Raw genomic sequence first — 727 nt, forward strand, 5'->3', positions numbered from 1 at the left:
CGAAAGCGGAGGTGTGTACGGCTATCGCAAAATTCATGGTGACCTGCGTGAGCTGGGAGAGACATGCGGGCGAAATCGAGTCGGTCGTTTGATGCAAGCAGAGGGGTTGCGTTCGCAAACGGGTTATCGCCGTCGTCCTGGGTTTTATGGCGGAAAACCAACCGTGGCCTCGCCCAACCACCTTGCCCGGCAGTTCAAGGTCAGCGAGCCGAACAAGGTCTGGGTGACAGATATCACTTACATCCGCACCTATGAAGGATGGCTTTATCTGGCGGTAGTGCTGGATCTCTTCTCACGCCAAGTAATTGGTTGGTCAATGAAGCCAAGGATGTGCAGCGACCTTGCTATCGACGCGATGCTGATGGCCGTTTGGCGACGCAAGCCACAGCAGCAAGTGATGATTCACTCAGACCAAGGCAGTCAGTTCAGTAGCTCAGATTGGCAAAGCTTCCTTAAGGCCAACAATGTGGTCAGCAGCATGAGCCGACGGGGAAACTGCCACGACAATGCCGTAGCCGAGAGCTTTTTCCAGCTTTTGAAGCGGGAACGGGTTCGACGAAAGACCTACGCGACACGTGACGAAGCCCGGAGTGATATTTTCGATTACATCGAGATGTTCTATAACCCAAAACGTCGACACAGCAGTGCTATGCAGCTGTCTCCAGTAGAGTATGAGAAACGCTATTTCCTGAGCTTGGAGAGTGTCTAGGAAACCAGGGGCGATTCA

General features: G+C 53.2%; 1 protein-coding gene. It reads left to right on the forward strand.

Going from position 1 to position 727, the window contains the following annotated elements; translation table 11 throughout:
* A partial coding sequence (locus APH34_RS28425; RefSeq protein ID WP_054903793.1) for an IS3 family transposase occupies window positions 1-709 on the forward strand: 709 nt, incomplete at its 5' end.
* Window positions 710-727 lie beyond the last annotated feature (18 nt).

The sequence above is a fragment of the Pseudomonas sp. NBRC 111131 genome (genome assembly GCF_001320525.1).
Taxonomy (GTDB): domain Bacteria; phylum Pseudomonadota; class Gammaproteobacteria; order Pseudomonadales; family Pseudomonadaceae; genus Aquipseudomonas; species Aquipseudomonas ceruminis.